This is a genomic window from Candidatus Sodalis endolongispinus (assembly GCF_018777395.1).
Taxonomy (GTDB): Bacteria; Pseudomonadota; Gammaproteobacteria; order Enterobacterales; family Enterobacteriaceae; genus Sodalis_B; species Sodalis_B endolongispinus.
The window spans coordinates 2168019-2189149 of record NZ_JAFJYC010000001.1; the positions used below are offsets into that span (position 1 = coordinate 2168019).

Below are 21131 nucleotides of genomic sequence, written 5' to 3' on the forward strand. Positions count from 1 at the left end.
ACCGGCCACGGTATTCAGATGAGAGCAGCCTGGCGCGCCGCCCACACACACGGGCGGGCAAGCCGCCTTCTTGGCGCCTTCGCGCCCCAGGGTGAACCTCTTTGGCGCTCAGCGGCGGCGGGTGTTCATACTGCGTCGGAGTCGCGGTCCGGCCAGTCCGAACAGGCGCAGGCTATTCTGATAGAGCGCATCGGCAATCACCGCCGACGGCTCTGGGCGCAGCTGGCACAGCGCGGCAAACCGCTCCGGCCGGTTAGGCTGCCCCTGGTATCCCGACAGCGGCATATCGGGCGCATCGGTCTCCAGCAGTAGACACGTCAAAGGCAATCGCGCCATGACGTCACGGGTTTTGCTGGCGCGGGGATAGGTAATGGTCCCGCCAACACCGAGATAATAGCCCAGCCGAACAAATACCTACGCCTGCTGATAACTGCCGGCAAAACCGTGTACCACCCCCGTACGCGGCACGGCTTGGGTCCGCAACAGCTTGGCCAGCCGATCGTGCGTCCGGCGGGAGTGCAGTATTACCGGCAAGTCGTAGCGCGCCGCCAGACGCAATTGTGCCGTCAGTAACGATAGCTGACGCGGCAGTTGCGGCTACGGCATATAGGCATCCAGACCGATTTCCCCGACGGCCGCCAGCGTGGCGCAATGCTGGTGCAACTGCTGCTGCAATAGGTCGACATCCTCATCCTGATGCTGGTCGATGGCGATGGGATGCAGACCGAGCGCGGCATGCAGCATCGGGTAACATTCCGTCAGCATTAGCACATCGGCAAATCTCTCAGCCGCCACCGAGGGCACCAGAATGCGCTCAACGCCCGCCGCCGCCGCCAAATGTAAACTTTGCTGCTCCTGGCCAAAAAACGGGGGAAAATCAAAATGACAATGGGTGTCGATAAAGCGCGGTTGGTGCATGAGTCCCCCTGTCTCGGCGGCCCCTTTAGATTAGCCGGCCGAACCGTTTCTCCTAACATCATATAACATAATGCGCCGCCCGGCGGTGACAAAACGCCCTCCGCCGCGAAAAGTCAGCAAACCACACCGCCGCTACGATAATAACGGGCTTGATACCGGCATGGCGGTGGTGTCATATCAAGAGGGAATAACAGGACGACGACCGTGATTTTTACGGGGACAATGCACGACGTGCGTACCTCTCATAGTGGCAGGTAACTGCGCACATCGGCCGGCGTGATTTGTCGTTATCTCGTCATACTGTGGTGTTTATGGCGTCGGGGGGCGCTGCAGGAGGCGATAAGGAGGTAATGGCCGGAATGAGTACCATCTGGCCGGCGCCGTAGAGCAAATGCCATTGCCGGTGGCTTAAAAACAAGACTTGTTGGCACAAGACGATGGCGGCTTGACCGATTTGCCGTAATCTTCCTATAAAACGCCGGAGAGGTAATCATTGCTTCTGGCAACCCAGGCACAGTCGCTGTCAAACCACTCTGCCCACAATAACCCCATCTGGCTTTTCCATTGTTTCCATTTGCCAACAACGATGTCGCTATTCATAAGCCTCTCCGGATATAACCGTTTAAATCACTGGCCCGAAGGCCAGTCTGGTTTCCTAGGCAACATTACCTGCCGCGACGGCCGGTGAACAGGCTTATCAGGAACAGGATAATACCGACGACGAATACGATTTTCGCGGCCAAAGCAGCCGTACCCGCCAGACCACCAAACCCTAATGCAGCTGCAATCAAGGCAATAACTAGAAAAATAATGCCCCAACGAAACATAAGCCTCTCCTTACCCAAATGATGGAATAACAACTTTTGTGTTACCGGAGGAGAGGTAACAGCTCCCTCTTCCTATAACTTTACCGGCTATTTTAGTCCCTCTAACCGCTAACGGACCACGGTTAACGATGTCACACGATGCGCTTTACTGGCCGGAGGTCAGGTCGTTTTTAACACTTTTCACGCCGTCCACCGCCTTGGCAACGCTTTCTGCACGGGTAATCTGCGCAGCATTTTCCACTTCACCGCTTAACTGCACGATACCGTCGGTGGTTTCAACCTTAATCATCCGCGACGGCACGCTATTATCCGCCAGGAATTTTGCCTTCACTTCAATGGTGATCGCCGCGTCGCTGGCGTAGGTTTTAACCGAAGTGTTATTCGTTTCTTTTACATGCAGCTTGTCGCTGACGGATTTCACGCCTTTGACAGTGCGAGCTGAGGCAACGGCTTTTTCCGCCTGGCTCTGGTTGGCGACAAAACCGCTCAACGTGACGACGCCTTGATTGGTTTCGACGGAAATATCATTGCTGTTAACGGCATCGTTGCCCACCAGCGCGCTTTTAACTTTCGCGGTAATGGCGCTATCGCCCATATACCCCGACGCTGACTTCATGGAGCTATCGATTTTCTGCCCCGTGGTATTGGCCGCGGACTTAGCATCCTGCGTCACGGAGGTATCCGCCATTGCGGTTGCGCTGGCCAGGACTGAACCCAGTACGATAGCCGTAAGCGATTGTGCAATCTTGGTCTTATTCATCGATGTTTTCCTTTTATCATTCCACCCAATGCCTGGGCGATGCGCCACAACTGTAGCCTGAATAATGCGCCGCCGCGTGATAAGCCGGTCTGGCATCCAACAATTTCCGCGTCCTGCAACCTTGCAGTAACCTTCATTAAAAATGTCTGGTGATAATCACCGTTGCTGCGGTCTTCTCTCCTAATGGCCTTATTCCGTCCTGGGAACCGTGGGCGATAAACGCCCTGTGGTCACGGTCTTTAACAGCAAATTTCTCTGACTTCGCCGGGTTTATTAGCTTAATTAACCGCTCCGTCAGTGACCATTTAACTATAGACCACCACGAGTAATTTGCATGCTTAGGGAAAAGAAAATCGTCGAATTAAAAGCAGAAGCAAGGATTTAGGAACTTTCCGGTAGGGAGAGACTGACGCAACGGGAAAACCCGCGGACGACGGTGGGTTACCCGCTCAAGGAGCAACGGGACGGGAACCGCCATTGCCATTAAAGGCGTGGCATCACCCCATCAATTGATAACCAACCGCCGCTGCCGCCCAGGCGAGGTGCAAAGGTAACGCTATTGCCGCTGCCGTCCGTGCTTAGCTTAACGGCGCACATACCGGCGCTATGACAAAGCCGGCAGAGGCCGATGGCGAAGAAGAAGCGCCGCCCGCCAAGGCAGCAATACGCAGCCCAACGCACAGGCGCCGGGATGTTATTTCAGGCTTCAGGCGACGCGCCGTTCGGGCGGCAAACCGGGGCGCGCGCGATTAGTGTTCGCGCGTTTTATGGAACTGAACCTCCGGGTAGCGCTCCCGGGTCAAATTCAGATTCACCATGCTCGTGGCGATATAAGACAGGTTATTACCGCCGTCGAGCGCCAAATTAAGCTCATTTTTACGCTTGAATTCTTCCAGCTTTTTGGCGTCGCCGCATTCTACCCAACGGGTAGTGGAAACGTTTACCGACTCATACAACGCTTCCACGTTGTATTCGCTTTTCAGCCGCGCCACCACCACATCGAACTGCAGTACGCCGACTGCGCCGACGATGAGATCGTTATTGGCCAGCGGACGAAACACCTGTACCGCGCCCTCCTCCGACAATTGCACCAGCCCTTTCAGCAATTGTTTTTGCTTGAGCGGATCGCGCAGGCGGATACGGCGGAACAATTCCGGCGCGAAGTTGGGAATACCGGTAAATTTCAGCTCTTCGCCCTGGGTAAAGGTGTCGCCAATCTGGATAGTACCGTGGTTGTGCAACCCGATAATATCGCCGGCGTAGGCCTCATCGATATGATAACGGTCACCCGCCATAAAGGTCAGCGCATCGGCGATGACGACGTCTTTCCCGGTGCGCACCTGACGCAATTTCATGCTTTTTTCATAACGGCCTGACACGACGCGCAAAAACGCCACCCGGTCCCGGTGCCGCGGATCCATATTGGCCTGGATCTTGAACACGAAGCCGGTGAACTTTTCTTCTTCCGCGCTCACCACCCGCACGTCGGTCAGCCGCGGCATCGGCGGCGGTGCCCATGCCACCAGGCCATCGAGCATATGATCAACGCCAAAGTTACCCAGCGCGGTGCCGAAAAAGACCGGCGTCAGTTCTCCCGCCAGAAAAGCCTGTTCGTCAAACGGATGGGAGGCGCCCTGCACCAGCTCCAGCTCTTCGCGCAGCTGCGCGGCCAGATCCTCGCCCACCGCCCGGTCCAGCTCCGGGTTGTCCAGCCCTTTTACCACCCGTACAGCCTGAATGGTATGGCCATGGCCGCTCTGGTAAAGGTAGGTTTCATCCTTCGCCAGATGGTAAATGCCCTTGAACAGCTTGCCGCAGCCAATGGGCCAGGTTATCGGCGCGCAGGCAATGCGCAGCTCGCTTTCCACCTCATCCAGCAGCTCCATCGGATCGCGAATATCGCGGTCCACTTTATTCATAAAGGTCAGGATCGGCGTATCGCGCAGGCGGGTGACTTCCATCAGCTTGCGGGTCCGATCCTCAACCCCTTTGGCGGCGTCGATCACCATCAAGCAGCAGTCCACCGCCGTCAGGGTACGATAAGTATCCTCGGAGAAGTCTTCATGCCCTGGCGTATCCAGCAGATTGACCAGCGCCTGGCGGTAAAAGAATTGCATCACCGAGGTGGTAATGGAAATACCGCGCTGCTTTTCCATTTCCATCCAGTCGGATTTGGCGTGCTGGTTTGAGCCGCGGCCTTTTACGGTACCGGCGGTTTGGATCTCCTGTCCGAACAGCAACACTTTTTCTGTAATCGTCGTTTTACCGGCGTCGGGATGCGAAATAATCGCAAAGGTGCGCCGTGCCGCAATCTCGTCGGCGTAAAGGTCGTTCTTCATGGTCACTTTCTCGAGGGGCGCACGACTGACGGGCGCCACATAACAGGTCTAAACGGAATTTTCTGGTTGCAGATTCTACATGGTGTAGGGAGGCATTGATAGCACCCCGGTCGGCAGGGGCGTCAGCCCAGCGGCAGCGCCATAATTACCGCATCTTCACGGCCGTCAGACGAGGGATAGTAATTGCGCCGGACCGAGACTTCATTAAAACCCAGCGCGCTATACAGGGAGATAGCCGGCGCATTTGACTGACGCACTTCCAGCCACAGCGTAAAGACCTGCCGCTGCTCCAGCTCGGCAATAAGATGGTTCAGCAGCGCCCGGCCGTGCCCCTGGCGCTGAAAGTCGGGATGGACGGCAATATTGAACAGCGACGCTTCATCCAGCGCCGTTTGGGTGATGGCGAAAGCCGCGATGCGATCCCCCACGCACAGCTTGAAGTTCAAATAGCGATCGCCATGATTGCCGGCAAAGGTTTTGGCGCTCCAGGGAAACGCGTGGCTGGCTCGCTCGATGTGCCAGGCTTCGGTTAAATCAGCCGGCAGCAGCGGTAATATGGTGTTCATCATCACTTATCCGGCGCCAAAGCTCGCGTTTCGCGCCAGCGTCCTGTGCAAGCGCCGCCAGCGGCGGCGTGTGGAAAGATATGCCGGCAAAATCGCGTGTGGCATTGAGCCCAAGCCACCAGCAGTGGCAGCGCACGCTATCCGGCAACATCATGACTTGATCCGGCGTCACCCCATACAGCTGCGCCGACGTCAGCGCCATGCTGCGCGCCACATCGGCCACTAGCGGATGATCCATCGGCGGTAGCGGGTCGGCTACCAGCAACAAACGAATATCACTCGGCAATTTGACCGCAACTTCCCCCTGTAGCACCGCCGGGCGCCGAAGCGTCCATTGCGTAATGCCGAGTTGTTGTAATTGCCAGTCGCGCCGTGTCGTCATCGTTATTCCCTCCGGCGGCCATGATTCCGCGCCGCTATGCTACCAAACCCATCGAACCCAGGGCAATAAAACACTATACTCCCTGCTCGATTTAATGAGGAGCGTTTGTCGCATGTCTGCTTTAACCCCCGCCAGTGAAGTCATACTCCGGCATCAGGATACATTTTCAGATAAACAGGTCGTGATCGCAGGCGACGTGCAGGATTTGCTGCCGGCCCGGCTTGAGGCGCGGAGTGTGAAAGTTCATACCGCCTGGTATCACCACCGGCAGACGCTGACGCGCGCGTTGGGCGAGCAGGCGGTGCAGTTCGGCCTGGTGGCGGACGCCGCGCTGGTCGGCGGCTGCGACACGCTGATTTATTTCTGGCCGAAAAACAAGCCGGAAGCGCTGTTTCAATTGACCAATCTGCTGTCATTGCTGCCGTTGGGGTGCGATGTGTTTGTGGTGGGGGAAAACCGCAGCGGCGTGCGCAGCGCCGAATCGATGCTGGCAGCCTGGTGCCCGCTGGCTAAAATCGATAGCGCCCGGCGCTGCGGGCTGTATCACGGCGAGCTTGTTCAGCGGCCCCGTTTCGATGTCGAGGCGTTTTGGCAATCCTACCCGCTTGACGACGTGGTGATAAAAACCCTGCCGGGCGTCTTCAGCCGTGACGGGCTGGACAACGGCAGCCAGTTGCTTTTGTCGACGTTCGATCGGCCGCTTCAGGGCCATGTGGCCGACATCGGCTGCGGCGCCGGCGTCCTGTCGGCCGTTCTGGCGAAAGGGGCGGCGGGAGTGCAATTAACGCTCAGTGATGCCCATGCGCCGGCGCTGGCGGCCAGCCGCGCCACTCTGGCGGCCAACGGGCTGCAGGGCGAGGCGCTGGCCGGCGATGTCTACTCCGCTATCACTGGCCGCTTCGATATGATTATTTCCAACCCGCCGTTCCATGATGGTATGCAAACCAATCTGAAGGCGGCGGAAACGCTGATTCGCGGCGCGCTGAACCATCTGCGTATCGGTGGCGAATTACGCATTGTCGCTAACGCCTTCTTGCCCTACCCGGATCTGCTCGATGCGGTATTTGGTAATCATCAAGTGCTGGCGCAAAACGGCCGTTTCAAGGTGTATCAAGCCATACATCAGGTAAAACGCAGCCGCGATAAAGGTGCTAAACGCCGCTGACGCAGGCAGTAGCGCGCGGTCATGTTCCGCGCGCCGACGGGTCCCGCTGAGCGCGGTATTTTTTTGCAGCAAACGTCCGCGAAATCACAAATAATCATTGACCTTAACGCCGAAACCTCTAGAATCCGCCTCCGTGGTAACAGCCTTAACCGGCTGTCTGTGTCAGGCGAAGGTGGCGGAATTGGTAGACGCGCTAGCTTCAGGTGTTGGTGTCTTAACGGACGTGAGGGTTCAAGTCCCTCTCTTCGCACCACTGTCAATGTTTCACTTTTCCTGCCGCACGTTCCCCTTGTTTTCTGATCATCCTCCTGCAGCTTGCTCTCTTCGCCGACGTTATTGTGGCGCGAGCTCCCCCGTGCCATGTCTACCGCATAGCCATTAACCCGTAATGGATCAGGAGACTACGGTGGCGGTCGACGCTAAACGTTTCGCAGGCCTTGGGCCGCGGCGACACGGCCTGCTTCGCGCCCGCCGCTAACCTCTGGCCTGCCGGCGGCCGGCGCCTCTTTTTTTGTGAGGTCATTACATTGGTGAGGGACCTTAACTAATAACATTGACGACTAAAGCTGCTAAATTAGCCCGGAAGCGAAAAATCAAATTCAGCTATAAAAACGCCTGGCGATTTTCAGACATCCATTATTTTCTCGCAGCAATATTTAATATTTTTTTTCACAGCCGGGGGCTTAACCGTTTGTTTATGTCCAAACCTTATAACACCTATGATGAGCTCCGCCAAAGCAAGCTTAGCACGTCGCTTCTGTTATTTTTGTTACTAAATATCGCCTTTTCTCTTTTTTATGTGGTCAGCGCGATTAATAACAGCCGCCAGCCGTCAGCAGCAGCGATAATCGTCGCGGCGCTGTCGATGACCGGTTTGGTAATAAGTCTCTTTCGGATGCGGAATTATGAAGTTTCATTGAATTATCTTTCAATTATTATTGGCTTCTCCTGGGCCTGGCATATTCTGTTTCGTTTCAATCAACTAGCAACACCGGATAAAACATTTCTGCTTTACAGCCTGATGACGGTCTTTTTCATCAGCGCGATTACCCTTGCCGATAATTTAGTGGCCTTTTGCCTGCATAGCCTGCCATCGGCCGTCACGGTGGTGGTGCTTGATGAGTTCAGCCATATTGTCATGCTGCTGTTTACGATTGTCATGCCGCCTATCAGTTTTTCCTTGCACCATCTGATGCAAAACCGCAGCGAGGCCTTCACCATTGATTTAGTAAGGCGCCTAAGCGAGGAACGGGAGAAATTCAGCGATCTGAGCATGATCGACCCGCTAACCGGCCTGTATAATCGACGCGGCCTGCAGAACAAACTCGAAGGGTTGCTGGGTGCCGACCCCTGCTGCCACTATTTGTTGCTGCTGGATATCGACCATTTCAAAGCCTATAACGATAATTATGGTCATAGCATGGGCGACAAAGCTCTGGCCGCGGTATCGGTGGTAATACGCGACGCCGTTCGTTCGCGTGACATCGCCGTGCGCTACGGCGGCGAGGAGTTTCTGGTATTGCTGATTGATGTCGATGAAACCGAAGCGCTAACCCTGACCGAAAACGTTAGGCAGGCGGTGCTGGATCTGAAAATACCGCATTTATATAATCAGGAAGTTTCCACCACCGTCACGCTGAGCGTCGGTATTGCGTTACTGACCGGTGCCAATATTGATGCGTCGTTAACGGCAGCCGATCAGGCCCTTTACCAAGTCAAACATCAGGGTCGCAATGCGGTGAAAATTGCCGACTTGCCCTGTGACGATGAATCGCCGTCCAGCGCCGCACCTTCGCTAGATTAAAACATTCTCTGCGGTAACGAGCGACCCTCACGCCAATTATTTTTCTTTGCTTTAGCTACGTTTTTCAGAATAGTCGAAAACTTGAGTATTATCTGAATGTCGCCAGCACAAACACCGCTGTTATTCAACCGGTTATTACCGCTGTGAAACTATTTATTTTGAAAATATTTAAATTGTTAGCTGAAAGTTAATGCACACGATATTGCCTTAATTAAAGTTACCGAGGAAATAGCGGTTCTACACTTAAGCGCTGTGCGCTATTACGCAGCGAAATCAGTCGAATGGCATAATTACCTCCCTGCCACGGGCCAGGTTTTATCCACTCAGGGCCGCATTGACACACTTGATATTCCGCGAGAGCGGACCCTAAGTGCGAAAGAGGAGCAGTAACCGCTTTCAGTTTCACGCCGGGCTTGTTCCCTCTCGACTCTGCGCCGTGGGGCGCTATCCTGTCTGTCGTCGACGTCGGAAGGCCGGGTTTTGCCAACACGACATTTTTCCCCCATTGCGCTGGAGAGCACCGTACCCCACGCCGGGTCTTCGACGCACTTCTAACCACCGTTTCGGGGCGTTTGCGGCAGCGGTAATGACTGCGGTAATGGCAAAGACTGCGGTAATGGTAAAGACTGCGGTAATGGTAAAGACTGCGGTAATGGTAAAGACTGCGGCAATGGTAAAGACTGCGGCAATGGCAATGACTGCAACAATGATAATGACTGCGGCAGCGTAATTATTAGTAATCCATTGATGAAAACAGCATCCCTACTGAAGTTTGCCGGCCGACCGATCCGGCACTAGGCTTAGGGGAAGCCATCAGTTAGCAGAAGGAGGTTATGATGAGCAAGAAGATCGCCGTTTTGATTACCGATGAATTTGAGGATGTTGAATATACCTCGCCGGCGCAGGCCTATAAGCAGGCCGGTCACCAGGTGATCACCATCGAAAAAAGGCAGGCAATACCGTGACCGGTAAGAAAGGGGAAGCCACGGTGACTATCGACAAGGGGATTGATGACGTTCATTCGGCGGATTTTGACGCGCTATTGTTGCCGGGCGGCCATTCTCCCGATGCGCTGCGCGGTGACGATAGGTTTGTGGATTTTACTCGCGGATTCGCCGACAGCGGTAAACCCATTTTCGCCATTTGCCATGGCCCGCAATTGCTGATCAGTGCCGATGTGGTACGCGGCAAAAAGATGACCACGGTGAAACCTATCGTGGTGGACTTAAAGAATGCGGGCGCCGACTTCTTCGATAAAGAGGTGGTGGTGGATAATGATACGCTGGTCACCAGCCGGACCCCGGACGATTTACCGGCGTTCAACCGCGAATCTCCGCGTATTCTTAATAAGCCGTAAGCGTTAGCGCCGGCTTCTGGCCCTGGTCATCTGCCGGGGCTTTATTTTTGCGTTATTAGCCGTGTCTGAAGGGGCTGATGGAAATATCTGCCGCCGGCCCCCTGTCTGCGGGAAACCGTTGCTTTAAAGAGGTCCAGCAGTAAATACACCTTGATAACAGGGAACCTTCGCTCTACATAGGCCCTGCTGGAAAGGCTTTCTGATAGCAAAGAACCTTCACACTACAGAAGCTCTGCAGCAAGGTGCCCTGATAGCAGGGAACCTTCGCTCTACAGAGGCCCTGCAGCAAGGCGCCGTGCCAGTGGAAACGGCCTACTGCAGCGCCACCGCCTAAAATAGTCTTGCCAGCGAAACGCCAAGGCGCAGGAATACTGACGCCAAGGCCCCGGCGGGCGAGCGGATCTGCGCACGGCAGGGGCAGTGGCGGTAGCGGCCAGATTCCGCTACACTCGGCCCAGCCCCTTCATAGCGAACACTTTCAGGGATCATAACGCATGACGATGAGCAGCGCCCTGTGGCATCTTTACCTCATTCGCACCGCCAACGGAATGCTTTATACCGGCATCAACACCGACGTTCAACGGCGTCTTGGTCAGCATCAACGCGGCGGCGGCGCCAAATCGCTGCGCGGTAAGGGCCCGCTGGCGCTGGTGTTTCAGAGTCCGGCGGGCGATCGCAGCATGGCGCTGCGCTGGGAACATCGGGTTAAGCAGCTGTCGCGGGCGCAAAAGGAACACTTTGTTGCCCTGCAGGAGCAGGCTTTGCACCACTTTGGGCTACTGTGTTGCGAAGACGCAGCACCGCCGCGGGAGTAAAACCCGCGCGCGCGCCGTTACGCTGCAAAACTCTAAGGCCCAGCCTGCGGCGGCCAAGGCTGCCCAGCCGGGTTGCTAGACAGCGATTAACGGTCGGTAACAGCGAATGGTGCCGGCCAGGAGATTTCTCCGCTTACGCCGTCCAGGGCGCTCTCTGCCAGTTGGAACAATTGCAACGCCGCCTCGGTACCGGGCCACGACGTGCGCAACTGCCAGCGCGCGGCCGGCTCGAAGCCGAAACGGTTAAACCATGCCGGATCCCCCAACGTCACGACAGCGCTGTAGCCAAACTCATTAAGCGTATCCAGCCCTTCATAGACCAAACGGCGGCCAATGCCTTGCCCGCGCCAGGCGCCATCTACCGCCAGCGGCGCCAGGGCCACCCATTGGTGATCTTCGCCGTCGATCCACACCGGGCAATAGGCGGCATAGCCTATGACCTCGCCCTCGTCGTCGGTCGCCACCACGCCCAAGGTCAGCAGCCCGTCCTCACGCATCGCGCGTACCAGTGCAGCCTCGCGGTCCCGATTGAACGCCCGCTTAAGCAGACTGTCGATGCCCGGCGCGTCTACCGGGATTTCCATTCGTATCAGCAAGAGTGGGGTACGCGATGGCCGTCGGCTGCGATCGCGTCCTCTTTCAGACCGGCTTCCACCATGTCGGCCAGCTGGTGCAGAGCGTGGCGCAGCAGGGCCGGCATACGCTCAGGATCGGTAGCGTCCAGCAGATTTTGACTCTGAGACCGAGTTCCGTATCGCCCTCAATACGCAGCCGGCGCTGGAAAAACAGCGTGTCTGGATCTTCGCGCCCGGCAGCAATCAACACTAAGTCATTGGCTTGACTGGTAAAAATGACGTCTGGCGTCGACGGTTGGCTGACCCGCAACTGCCCGTCGCGCAGCGTCATCGCCCAGTTAAGGCCCAGATCGACGACATCGATTTGCAGCCAGCGACCCTCAAGAAAATCCAACTCCCCTTCCGCCAGCGCTGAACGAAACTGCCAGTGCAAAACCTGTTCGAGAACCTGGCGCTGAACGGCAAACGGGGTCAGTTTTATCGGCAAGCGCAACAGCGACGGCCCCCGGCACACCAGCTGTGCTCGTAGTTTATCCCACACTGATTTCACTCCTCAAAAAAAGTTATTGCCCATTTTGCCACAGCGGCCGGCGCACGCAGCGGCCTATATCAATGTTTCGCACAAAAACATCGCGATTTCTCCATCGTCGGCGGCGGTTTTCTCCGTCATTACGCCATAAACTGCCCCAAATCAAAATCCTTTCCGCTGCCCTTATTTACAATTACCGGCGGGCCTGCGGGGCAAATGATGTAAATTCAGCCCATTGTCCCGGATTTATTTCTTGCCCTTGCCGATTTAGGCAACGGGCGGCCACTTCTTGGGAGCTTTATGGAACTGCTGTGCCCGGCCGGTAACCTACCGGCACTCAAGGCGGCGATTGATAACGTCGCCGACGCGGTGTATATCGGTCTAAAGGACGACACCAACGCCCGTCATTTCGCCGGCCTCAATTTTACCGATCAGCGCTTACAGGAGGCGGAGCGCTAAGTGCACCGTCATGGACGCAAGTTGCATATCGCCATTAACACATTTGCCCATCCCGACGGTTACGCCCGCTGGCAGCGTGCTGTCGACACGGCCGCGCAAAGCGGCGCCGATGTGCTGATTTTGGCGGATTTAGCAATGCTGGCCTATGCCGCCGAGCGCTATCCCGCTATCGAGCGTCATGTCTCGGTACAGGCTTCTGCCACAAATCAGGCGGCTGTCCTCTTTTATCAGCAGCAGTTTGACGTGGCACGGGTAGTTCTGCCGCGCGAGCTGTCGATACACCAGGTGAAACAGCTCGCACAGGTCAGTCCGGTGCCGCTGGAGGTCTTTGCCTTCGGTAGCCTTTGCATTATGGCCGAGGGACGTTGCTACCTCTCTTCCTATTTGACCGGCGAATCGCCTAATACGGTCGGCGCCTGCTCACCGGCGCGATTTGTCCGCTGGCAGCAAACCGCCGCCGGGATGGAAGCGCGGCTGAACAATGTGCTGATTGACCGCTACCAGCCGGATGAAAACGCCGGTTATCCCACCTTGTGCAAGGGCCGTTATTTAGTGGAAGGGCAGCGCTATCATGCGCTGGAAGAGCCCACCAGTCTAAATACGCTGGCGCTGTTACCGGCGCTGTTGGCAGCCAATATTGCATCGGTGAAGATTGAAGGCCGTCAACGCAGCCCCGCCTATGTCAGTCAGGTCACCCGCGTCTGGCGGCAGGCCATCGACCGCTGCCGCGCTAATCCCGCCGCTTACCAGCCGGAGGAGGCCTGAAACCAGACGCTGGCGGCGATGTCGGAAGGCGTCCAGACCACTCTCGGCGCTTACCACCGCCATTGGCAGTAACAGGAGAGACGACCATGCGCTATTCACTGGGGCCGGTGCTGTATTATTGGCCGAAACAGATGTTGGAAGCCTTTTACCAGCAAGCGGCGTCAAGTCAGGCCGATATCCTCTATCTTGGCGAAACAGTATGCAGTAAGCGCCGTTTGATGAAAACCGGCGACTGGCTGGCGCTGGCCAAAAGCTTGCTGCCGAGCGGCAAGCAGATCGTTATCTCCACGCTGGCGCTTATCCAGGCGCCCTCCGAGCTGACCGAGCTAAAGCGTTATCTGGATAACGGCGAGTTTCTCATCGAGGCCAACGATCTGGGCACGGTACAGCTGGCGTATGAACAGCGGCTCCCCTTCGTCGCCGGCCCGGCGCTGAATTGCTATAACGCCTATACGCTGCGCATTTTGCTAAAACAAGGTATGGTCCGCTGGTGTATGCCCGTCGAAATGTCGCGCGAATGGCTGAGCAACACGCTGGCGCAGTGCGAGGAGCTGGGGATCCGAGATCGTTTCGAGGTGGAGGTGTTCAGCTATGGCCATTTGCCGCTTGCCTGGTCGGCACGCTGTTTCACCGCCCGTTCGGAGAACCGATCGAAGGATGAGTGCGAAACCTGCTGTATTCACTACCCCCAGTGGCGGCCGGTTATGACACAGGAGCAGCAACAGGTCTTCGTGTTGAACGGCATCCAAACCCAGAGCGGCTATTGTTATAATCTCATCAATGAACAGGTGTCGATGGCAGGTCTGGTGGATGTGGTACGCCTGTCGCCGCAAGATCTGTCCACGCCAGAACAGGTGGCGGTATTTCGCGCCAACCACCAGGGGGAACACCACGCAGTGCTCACCGGTCAGAAGGACTGCAACGGTTACTGGCGCCGCATCCCCGGTCTGGCGCTGGTGGAGTAACAGCGCGAATGCGATAGGCATGATGGCGGCAACGCCGTCGGTAAAGCTGTTAAACCACGCCGGTGAGGCTGTGCTTTCGCCGCGGCGATGCTGCGGCACGACGGCTGTCATGCCCGCCCGTGACACTACGCCATTACTTTGGCAATGGCGCATTGATACCTGTAATGCGTCGCGCATTACAGCGGGGAACAGGCTGTGCACCCTATGCCATAGCGATCATCAGCGCCTAATAACCACAATAAATAATGGGCTATAACTACCTGAATTTTTAGTTAATACTCATAGTTATCATTAGCCGACAAAGTTGCGGCGCAGACAACCTGTGAGTATGCTCATGCTGACCAAACAGACACCGATTCCTTTTTCCATGCTGGATCTCTCTCCGGTGCCGCAGGGTGCGACGCCGCACGACGCCTTCAACGCCTCTCTGGATTTGGCGCGCCACGCCGAGCAATGGGGTTACCATCGCTATTGGATGGCGGAACATCACAATATGACCGGCATCGCCAGCGACGCCACCTCGGTATTGCTGTGGCATATCGCCGGCGGCACCACCACCTTGCGCGTCGGCTCCGGCGGCGTCATGCTGCCCAACCACTCGCCGCTGGTGATTGCCGAACAGTTCGGCACTCTGGAGACGCTCTACCCCGGCCGGGTGGACTTGGGACTGGGTCGCGCGCCTGGCACCGATCAGCGCACCATGCTGGCGCTACGCCGCCATCTTGCCAATGAAGTGGACAATTTCCCGCACGATGTACAGGAATTAATCGGCTACTTCGATCATGTCAAACCGGGCCAGCCGGTACAGGCAGTCCCGGGGCAAGGGCTGCATGTGCCGATTTGGCTGCTTGGTTCAAGACTTTACAGTGCGCAACTGGCGGCAGCGATGGGCCTGCCCTTCGCCTTTGCTTCTCATTTCGCGCCGGACATGTTGTGGCAGGCGCTGAGTCTGTACCGCGAGCAGTTCAAACCCTCGCGCGCGCTGGACGAGCCTTATGCCATGGTGTGTATCAGTGTGATCGCCGCCGACAGCGAGCGCGACGCCCGCTTCCTGTTCACCTCGATGCAACAGCAATTTATTAATCTGCGCCGCGGCCGGCCGGGCCCGTTGCCGCCGCCGGTGAGCGATATCGAGGCGCTGTGATCGCCGGGTGAGCATTATGGCGTGGAACAGGCCCTGCGGCTGTCGGTCGTCGGCGATGCCGGGCAGGTTAAAAGCGGGCTTGAGGCGCTGGTGCAAGACACCGGTGCTGAAGAGCTGATGATCAACGGTCAGATTTTTGATCATCAGGCGCGCCTGCGCTCCTTTGAAATTGCCATGTCGGTGCGTGAGCACCTGTCAGACTAAGCCCCGCGAGATCAGGCAGCGCGGCACAGGCCGTGGGCGGCCCACCTGAGCACAGCCAACCGGCAAAGGCCAAAAAAAACCCGCCTAAGTCGGGTTTTTTACCAGTCGCGGCCGCAGGCTTGTTTGCCGCACGCCGGGCGCCACCCGAAGGTGACGTTTCGCCGGGTAATTTACGGCTTAGGCGTCACCGCCGAAACGACGGCGGCTGGCCGGCGCGGTGTCGCCATCGCGGCGCGACGCGCGTTGACCGTCACGGCTGAACCGGCGTTCGCCAGCGGCGGCACCCTCGCGACGATCGCTGAAGCTGCTACGGCCGCCGCCATCACGGCGTTCACCGCCGTAATTGACACGACCACCGGCGCCCGCAGCCGGGCCGCCGCGACGCTCGCCGCCGCGCGACTGCGCTTCACCCATAAACTGCATATTCATCGGCTTGTTCAGAATACGCGTGCGGGTGAAGTGAGACAGCATTTCTCCCGGCATGCCTTTCGGCAGTTCAATGGTCGAGTGGGAGGCGAATAATTTAATATTACCGATATAACGGCTGCTGATATCCCCTTCGTTGGCGATCGCGCCGACGATGTGGCGAACTTCCACCCCATCATCACGGCCCACCTCGATACGATAGAGATCCATTTCGCCCACATCGCGACGTTCACGGCGCGGCGGACGTTCGCCACCTTCGCGGCGCGGACGGCGGTCAATCACCGGATCCGGCGGCAGGATCAGCGGGCGTCCGCCCTGGGCCATTTTCAACAGCGCCGCGGCCAGCGTTTCCATGTCAAGATCTTCCGCCGGCTGCAGTTTGGCCAGCAGCGCGCGGTACATATCAAGATCGCTGCTTTCCAGCTGGTTTTGCACCTTGGCGGCAAACTTGGCCAGACGACGGGGGCTCAGCACCTCGGCGGTCGGCAGTTCCACTTCCGGGATAGTCAGCTCCATGATGCGCTCGATATTGCGCAGCAGACGGCGCTCGCGGTTTTCCACGAACAACAGCGCCCGGCCAGCGCGTCCGGCGCGACCGGTACGGCCGATACGGTGCACGTAGGATTCGGCATCCATCGGTATATCGTAGTTTACCACCAGGCTGATGCGATCAACGTCCAGGCCGCGGGCGGCGACGTCGGTGGCAATCAGAATATCCAGACGGCCGTCTTTCAGGCGATCTAACGTCTGCTCGCGCAGCGCCTGATTCATGTCGCCGTTCATGGCGGCACTGTTGTAACCGCTGCGCTCAAGCGCTTCGGCCACTTCCAGCGTCGCGTTTTTGGTGCGCACAAAGATAATGGCGGCGTCGAAATCTTCCGCTTCCAGGAAACGCACCAGCGCTTCGTTCTTGCGCATACCCTGAACCGTCCAGTAGCTCTGGCTGATATCGGGACGGGTGGTCACGCTTGACTGGATGCGCACTTCCTGCGGTTCGTTCATGAACCGACGCGTGATGCGGCGTATCGCTTCCGGCATGGTGGCTGAGAACAGCGCGGTCTGATGCTGTGCCGGCACCTGCGCCAGAATGTTTTCGACGTCTTCGATAAAGCCCATGCGCAGCATTTCATCGGCTTCGTCCAGCACCAGTCCGCTCAAATTGGACAAATACAGCGTACCGCGTTTCAGATGATCCAGCAGCCGGCCCGGGGTGCCGACCACCACCTGCGGTCCCTGGCGCAGCGCGCGTAATTGCACGTCGTAACGCTGACCGCCGTACAGGGCGACCACGTTGACGCCTTTCATATGCTTGGCGAAATCGGCGCAGGCTTCTGCCACCTGTACCGCCAGCTCGCGGGTCGGTGCCAGAACCAGCACCTGCGGCGCGGCGAGTTCAGTTTTGATATTGTGCAACAGCGGCAGGGAGAAGGCCGCGGTTTTGCCGCTGCCGGTCTGCGCCATCCCCAATACATCACCCCCGGCCAGCAGGTGCGGAATACAGGCAGCCTGGATGGGTGACGGCTTTTCATAACCGAGATCGGTCAGTGCATTCAAGATAGGTGTTTTCAGCCCCAGATCGGCAAAAGAGGTTTCTACTTCAGACATGTACACGTGCCTCATTTCTTAATGGCGGCCAGTCTACATACCTTGTCGTGAAAATTTTCATTCATTTTCATCAAAAGTGTGAACCGACTCAAATTGGATTTATAACGAAAAAAACAAGCCCTCACCCTCGCAGGTGAAAAAAAGAGAATGCAGGCTGCTTAAGTTTTGTTCGTCAGCTATTGCTGGTCCGATTCTGATAGGTCGTCTTGCCCTTGGCCCAATAGTGCCAATTCCAACAATGCATAGCGGTGCTCAACAAAGTTATGTACGTTGTTAGCAACCGTCAGTTTGAACAGCGCCGAAGCGGCGTTCTTGTCCCCCAGACTCAGGTAGTGTTTACCTAAATAGAAGTCAGTTTCACTGAGATGCTCGGCGAGCGAAGTGTTATCCGTTGCGTCCGCCTTGAGGCGCGCCATTAGCGTCGATTCGCTAATGTCCCCCAGGTAGAACTCGACAATATTCCATCCCCATTGCCCTTTATTCGCCCTCACATAACGGCTTTGCAGCGCGTTAGAAGCCTTCCCGTCGTCGATTTTTTTCTCGACCAGGAAAAGCCACAGCGAGCGGAAGGGATCGTTTTGGTCGTCGCGATAAAACGCCTGCAGATCATCCTGCGCTAAACGGTAGCGGCCGCCGTAATACAGGGCGATGCCACGGTTTAAATACGCGTAGTTGTAAGTTGGATCAAGCTCTAGTACAGAATCAAACGCTTCATAGGCGGCATCATAATTACCCGCCTGCGTTAAGTATATGCCAAGATAATTGAAAACTTCCGGCATATCGGGTCGGATTGCCAGCGCTTGTGAAAAATCATTGCGCGCCAGCGCTCTCAGCCCAAGACTATCATACAGCACTCCGCGCTCATATAATAGCTGTGCTCGTTCATCATCGGTAAGGGCCCGGCTCGCCAGTATTTGTTCCATACGCGCCAGGATGACTTCTTGCTGTAGCGTCGGCTGCAAAGGGACGGCCAGAACGCTATCTTTACTTCGCCAATCACTGTTGCTGCATCCTGCCAGCATTAACGCCATTGCAACGAACCACCAGCGCAAGTAAGGCCTCATTTCCCACTCCCGAAGAAAAACATTGGATGAACGTCCTGTCCCCCATCGGCTTAACACAAGGCGTCCCGCCCTTGTGATACGAACAGCTCCCCACCGGGGCAAGGAGCTGTTAAATGCGCTAACAGTAAGGCTATTCTGCTTCAGGCACCACGGCGTCCTGGCTGGTGGCACTGGCTTCCTTGATACTCAGGCGAACGCGACCCTGGCGGTCCACTTCGAGGACCTTAACCGGCACTTCCTGGCCCAGCTCCAGATAATCCGCCACTTTCTCTACACGCTTATCGGCAATCTGGGAGATATGCACCAGCCCTTCTTTGCCGCCGCCGATGGCAACAAAGGCGCCGAAGTCTACGATGCGGGTCACTTTACCATTATAAATCCGGCCCACTTCGATTTCCGCGGTGATCTCTTCAATGCGGCGGATGGCGTGACGAGCTTTATCACCGTCGGTGGCCGCCACTTTCACGGTACCGTCATCTTCGATTTCGATCGTCGTGCCGGTTTCTTCGGTCAGCGCGCGAATAACCGAGCCGCCTTTACCAATCACGTCCTTAATCTTATCGGGACTGATCTTAATGGTATGGATGCGCGGCGCGAATTCGGAAATATCACCACGCGGCGAGCTGATTGCCCGCTCCATCACGCCGAGGATGTGCATACGCGCGCCCTTGGCCTGATTCAGCGCCACCTGCATGATTTCGCGGGTGATGCCTTCAATCTTGATGTCCATCTGCAGCGCGGTGACGCCTTCACGGCTGCCGGCAACTTTGAAATCCATATCACCCAGATGATCTTCATCACCCAGAATATCGGATAACACCACAAAGTTGTCGCCTTCTTTCACCAGGCCCATAGCGATACCGGCAACGGCCGCCTTGATAGGGAGCCCGGCGTCCATCAGCGCCAGTGAAGCGCCGCACACGGAAGCCATGGAAGAGGAGCCGTTCGACTCGGTGATTTCCGATACCACGCGCACGGTGTACGGGAATTCGCTGGCGTTCGGCATCACCGCCAGAACACCGCGTTTCGCCAGACGGCCGTGGCCGATTTCGCGACGCTTCGGCGACCCCACCATGCCGGTTTCACCGACGCAGTACGGCGGGAAATTATAGTGTAGCAGGAAACGGTCTGTCCGTTCACCCGTCAATTCATCAATATTCTGTGCATCGCGCTCGGTGCCCAAGGTGGCGGTGACCAGCGCCTGAGTTTCACCACGGGTGAACAGCGCCGACCCGTGGGTACGCGGCAATACGCCGGTGCGCACGTCCAGGCCGCGAATCATGTCTTTTTCCCGGCCGTCGATACGCGGTTCGCCACGCAATACGCGGCTACGCACCACGCTTTTTTCAAGCGCGACCAGAATGTCCTTGATCTCACCGGCGTCCAGCGTCTCATCCTGCGCCGTCAAGGCTTCAACCACATCGGCCTTGATAGCGTCAACCGCGGCATAGCGCTCTTGTTTTTCGGTGATACGATAGGCATCGCCCAGACCGGATTCCGCCAGCTCGGCGACCCGCGCCTGCAGGCCGGCGTTAACGTCCTGTGCCTGCCACTGCCATTTCGGCTTGCCGGCTTCAGCCACCAGCTGATTGATGTTGTCGATCACGACCTGCTGCTGATCGTGGCCATAGACCACGGCGCCGAGCATTTGATCTTCACTCAGCAGTTGCGCTTCGGATTCCACCATCAGCACGGCGTTTTGGGTACCGGCAACAACCAGATCCAGTCGGCTTGTCGCCAGTTCAGCCTGCGTCGGGTTCAGCGCGTACTGGTCATTGATGTAGCCAACGCGTGCGGCGCCGATAGGGCCGCTGAACGGAATACCGGACAGGCCCAGCGCGGCGGAAGCGCCAATCATCGCCACGATATCGGGGCTGACCTGCGGGTTAACCGAGACCACGGTGGCGATAACCTGCACTTCGTTTAGGAAACCTTCCGGGAACAGCGGACGGATCGGACGGTCAATCAGGCGCGAAATCAGCGTTTCGCCTTCGCTCGGGCGGCCTTCGCGGCGGAAGAACCCGCCCGGGAAACGGCCGGCGGCGTAGGTCCGCTCCTGATAATTGACGGTCAGCGGGAAGAAGCTCTGTCCCGGTTTTGCTTGTTTGGCGCCCACAACGGTCACAAATACCGCCGTGTCGTCCATGCTTACCATGACTGCGGCAGTCGCCTGACGTGCCATCATACCGGTTTCCAGCGTGACGGTATGCTGGCCGTATTGAAACTTGCGAACAATCGGATTTAGCAAAATGATTTCCTTTTTCAAAGTGCGCGGCGCTTTCAATCAGACCGCACACCGTTGACTAACAACCTTCTCATCGCATCCTCGCGACTAATGACAATCCTTATCCCGGCGGATAAAGTCTCTCATTAGCCGCGCGAACCTCAGCAATTGAAGAATCTACTTAGCATTCACCGCCGCGCGGGTGAGTCCCTGTCACGGGATGAACGCTGCCTAGAAG

General features: G+C 57.0%; 14 protein-coding genes, 1 tRNA gene and 6 pseudogenes. 8 read left to right on the forward strand and 13 right to left on the reverse strand.

The window, feature by feature from the left end:
- Positions 1 to 108: 108 nt before the first annotated feature.
- The 7 genes and pseudogenes from JZM24_RS10470 to JZM24_RS10500 all read right to left on the reverse strand — a co-directional run bounded on the left by JZM24_RS10470 (position 109) and on the right by JZM24_RS10500 (position 5792).
- Positions 109 to 918: pseudogene (locus JZM24_RS10470) on the reverse strand (TatD family hydrolase).
- A gap of 471 nt (positions 919 to 1389) precedes the next feature.
- Positions 1390 to 1518 (reverse strand): annotated as a pseudogene (locus JZM24_RS10475) (CsbD family protein); the annotation flags it as partial.
- 65 nt (positions 1519 to 1583) lie between these two features.
- Positions 1584 to 1745: a DUF1328 domain-containing protein gene (locus tag JZM24_RS10480; protein WP_215669594.1), complete on the reverse strand. Its 162-nt coding sequence runs from the start codon at positions 1743 to 1745 to the stop codon at positions 1584 to 1586.
- Positions 1746 to 1890: 145 nt separating this feature from the next.
- Positions 1891 to 2505, reverse strand: a complete 615-nt coding sequence (gene osmY / locus JZM24_RS10485) for a molecular chaperone OsmY (RefSeq protein ID WP_215669595.1) — start codon at positions 2503 to 2505, stop codon at positions 1891 to 1893.
- 749 nt (positions 2506 to 3254) lie between these two features.
- Entirely contained in the window at positions 3255 to 4844 is a 1590-nt protein-coding gene (gene prfC, locus JZM24_RS10490) for a peptide chain release factor 3 (protein ID WP_215669596.1), read from the reverse strand.
- A 122-nt stretch (positions 4845 to 4966) separates the two neighbouring features.
- Positions 4967 to 5410 carry a ribosomal protein S18-alanine N-acetyltransferase gene (gene rimI / locus JZM24_RS10495; protein WP_215670112.1) on the reverse strand — a complete coding sequence of 148 codons (444 nt, stop codon included), beginning with the start codon at positions 5408 to 5410 and terminating at the stop codon, positions 4967 to 4969.
- Positions 5379 to 5792, reverse strand: a complete 414-nt coding sequence (locus JZM24_RS10500) for a DNA polymerase III subunit psi (protein WP_215669597.1) — start codon at positions 5790 to 5792, stop codon at positions 5379 to 5381. Before JZM24_RS10500 ends, rimI begins: the two co-directional genes overlap by 32 nt.
- 112 nt (positions 5793 to 5904) lie before the next feature.
- Between JZM24_RS10500 and rsmC the strand changes: the two genes are divergently transcribed.
- From rsmC to JZM24_RS10525, 5 genes and pseudogenes are all read left to right on the forward strand, one after another.
- Positions 5905 to 6957, forward strand: coding sequence for a 16S rRNA (guanine(1207)-N(2))-methyltransferase RsmC (rsmC, locus tag JZM24_RS10505; RefSeq protein WP_215669598.1), 1053 nt, complete (start codon positions 5905 to 5907; stop codon positions 6955 to 6957).
- A 166-nt stretch (positions 6958 to 7123) separates the two neighbouring features.
- Positions 7124 to 7210 (forward strand) — tRNA-Leu (locus JZM24_RS10510).
- A 444-nt stretch (positions 7211 to 7654) separates the two neighbouring features.
- Positions 7655 to 8761 (forward strand): GGDEF domain-containing protein, encoded by a 1107-nt coding sequence (locus JZM24_RS10515; RefSeq protein ID WP_215669599.1) that lies wholly within the window; start codon positions 7655 to 7657, stop codon positions 8759 to 8761.
- A gap of 836 nt (positions 8762 to 9597) precedes the next feature.
- Positions 9598 to 10118 (forward strand): annotated as a pseudogene (locus JZM24_RS10520) (type 1 glutamine amidotransferase domain-containing protein).
- 500 nt (positions 10119 to 10618) lie between these two features.
- A complete protein-coding gene (locus JZM24_RS10525) occupies positions 10619 to 10933 on the forward strand; it encodes a GIY-YIG nuclease family protein (RefSeq protein ID WP_215669600.1) in 315 nt (104 codons plus the stop codon).
- Between the two features lie 86 nt (positions 10934 to 11019).
- Here JZM24_RS10525 and JZM24_RS10530 read toward each other — a convergent pair whose 3' ends face one another.
- Both JZM24_RS10530 and ubiT read right to left on the reverse strand, forming a co-directional pair.
- The gene (locus tag JZM24_RS10530) at positions 11020 to 11529 is read right to left on the reverse strand and encodes a GNAT family N-acetyltransferase (protein ID WP_215669601.1); all 510 of its coding nucleotides are present in this window, start codon (positions 11527 to 11529) and stop codon (positions 11020 to 11022) included.
- A pseudogene (ubiT, locus tag JZM24_RS10535) lies at positions 11523 to 12049 on the reverse strand (ubiquinone anaerobic biosynthesis accessory factor UbiT). The gene JZM24_RS10530 and the pseudogene ubiT overlap by 7 nt, the downstream one beginning before the upstream one ends.
- Before the next feature lie 288 nt (positions 12050 to 12337).
- Here ubiT and ubiU point away from each other — a divergent pair.
- The 3 genes and pseudogenes from ubiU (at position 12338) to JZM24_RS10555 (ending at position 15574) form a co-directional block, all read left to right on the forward strand.
- A pseudogene (gene ubiU / locus JZM24_RS10545) lies at positions 12338 to 13333 on the forward strand (ubiquinone anaerobic biosynthesis protein UbiU).
- Positions 13334 to 13347: 14 nt separating this feature from the next.
- Positions 13348 to 14226, forward strand: coding sequence for a U32 family peptidase (locus tag JZM24_RS10550; protein ID WP_215669603.1), 879 nt, complete (start codon positions 13348 to 13350; stop codon positions 14224 to 14226).
- Positions 14227 to 14560: 334 nt separating this feature from the next.
- Positions 14561 to 15574, forward strand: a pseudogene (locus JZM24_RS10555) (luciferase-like monooxygenase).
- A gap of 177 nt (positions 15575 to 15751) precedes the next feature.
- Here the strand turns inward: JZM24_RS10555 and JZM24_RS10560 are convergent.
- The 4 genes from JZM24_RS10560 to pnp form a co-directional block, all read right to left on the reverse strand.
- Positions 15752 to 17605 (reverse strand): DEAD/DEAH family ATP-dependent RNA helicase, encoded by a 1854-nt coding sequence (locus tag JZM24_RS10560; RefSeq protein ID WP_215669604.1) that lies wholly within the window; start codon positions 17603 to 17605, stop codon positions 15752 to 15754.
- An 11-nt stretch (positions 17606 to 17616) separates the two neighbouring features.
- Positions 17617 to 17676 (reverse strand): protein YrbN, encoded by a 60-nt coding sequence (gene yrbN / locus JZM24_RS19720; RefSeq protein ID WP_376775547.1) that lies wholly within the window; start codon positions 17674 to 17676, stop codon positions 17617 to 17619.
- A 105-nt stretch (positions 17677 to 17781) separates the two neighbouring features.
- Positions 17782 to 18669 carry a lipoprotein NlpI gene (gene nlpI, locus JZM24_RS10570; protein WP_215669606.1) on the reverse strand — a complete coding sequence of 296 codons (888 nt, stop codon included), beginning with the start codon at positions 18667 to 18669 and terminating at the stop codon, positions 17782 to 17784.
- Between the two features lie 130 nt (positions 18670 to 18799).
- Complete coding sequence (gene pnp, locus JZM24_RS10575; RefSeq protein ID WP_215669607.1) at positions 18800 to 20917, reverse strand: polyribonucleotide nucleotidyltransferase; 2118 nt, start codon at positions 20915 to 20917, stop codon at positions 18800 to 18802.
- Positions 20918 to 21131 lie beyond the last annotated feature (214 nt).